Source organism: Promicromonospora kroppenstedtii DSM 19349, from assembly GCF_000515355.1.
In the GTDB taxonomy this organism is placed as follows: domain Bacteria; phylum Actinomycetota; class Actinomycetes; order Actinomycetales; family Cellulomonadaceae; genus Promicromonospora; species Promicromonospora kroppenstedtii.
In genome coordinates, this window is sequence record NZ_KI911577.1 from 17,736 (window position 1) to 19,060 (window position 1,325).

At 67.9% G+C, this 1,325-nt stretch carries 2 protein-coding genes; both read right to left on the bottom strand.

Annotated elements, in window-relative coordinates; translation table 11 throughout:
• Positions 1-35: 35 nt before the first annotated feature.
• A complete protein-coding gene (locus PROKR_RS30380; protein ID WP_051432586.1) occupies positions 36-467 on the bottom strand; it encodes a hypothetical protein in 432 nt (143 codons plus the stop codon).
• A 391-nt stretch (positions 468-858) separates the two neighbouring features.
• Positions 859-1,325, bottom strand: a 467-nt coding sequence (locus PROKR_RS33445) for a phage tail tube protein (protein WP_051432587.1), incomplete at its 5' end; no start/stop codon positions are given.

Sequence of the window (1,325 nt, forward strand, 5' to 3'; positions counted from 1 at the left end):
GGCAACGGCTAGCTCAACGGCCACGTCGGGCCTCCTCACATGGTCCCGGCGAGCCACGCCTCCATCTCGTCGATGGAGACAGCGCCCTTGCCGTAGGTGGTGCTCTCCGGCTCGACGCCGGGGCGGGGAATGGGCTTGGGGTACTCGTGACGCCGGCCTCCGCCGCGCTGCCAGTTCGCGACCCTCAGGGCGTCAGCGACCTCGGCCAGGAGGAGCGCGTCGAGCGACCACTCGTGGTCGTCGGGGTGCGTCGCCCGGTAGAAGGCCGAGGTGCGGGGGAGGTGCCGGATCACGGCGTAGAGCTCGTGCCAGGCAAGGGCGTCGGTGCCCGCGTGACGAAGACGGAGCCCGAGGGCGATGAGGTCGGCCTCGATCGCCTCTCGGTGCTCGTCGTCGTCGAGCGTCTCCAGGAGGGCGTGCAGGTCGGCGAAGCCGAGCCCGTACACCGCCCGGATCGACGCGGTCACTGAAACGCGGCGCTCAGCTCCGCATGAGCTTCTTGCCGAACGCCTGGAACTCCTCGGAGGTCATCTCGTCGATGACCTCGACGACGTCCGCGCCGGCGACCTCCTCCAGGATCGTGAAGGTGAGGTCGAGCTCGTCGCGCCGGCGGTTGGCACGGAGCCACTTCGGCGAGCGGACGACGGAGAGGGGACTTCTCGAAGGTGTAGGTCTCGCCGTTGTGGTCGAAGGAGAACAGGTCGGCGGTCTTGGTGGTGTCGCTCATGGCTGCTAGGCCCTTTGTTCGTGGTGGTGGTAGGCCCAGGGGTGAGCAAAGAGAGCCCCTCCGGAGCGGGCCTAGGCGGGGGCTCCGGGGAGGGGTAGCTAGAGGCGCGCGAAGGGGCCTTGCGCGACAGGTCAGGCGGTCGGCTTGCCGTCGTCGATGTACTTCACGGCGTTGGCGTTGAGGTCCGTGTCACGGACGCCTCGATGGTCACCGTGTAGCCGATGAGCTCGCCGTCGTTCGTAGGTCACCTCGCCGACCTCGTTCACCTGGCCGTCCGGGACGTGGATGCGGATCTTCGCGTCGCCGTCCTTCATCTCGAAGACGAACGACTTGTGCGGGAGCACGTCGGCGTTGATCTTCACGGTCCGGAGGGTGCCGGCGGACGGGGTCGCGGCGGTCACGGTGACGTTGTCGTCGCCGTAGACGGCCTTCAGCACGTCGGTGTTCAGCGTCTCCAGGAAGGTGAAGCTGTACGAGACGGAGAAATCGGTCTGGAGGACCTTGACGACGTCACCGCCCCAGGCCTTGACCTTCTCGGTCGACCGGTCGGTCGTCTCGGTCAGGCCGTCCTCGCCGACGTAGCCGGCGCTGACGAAGG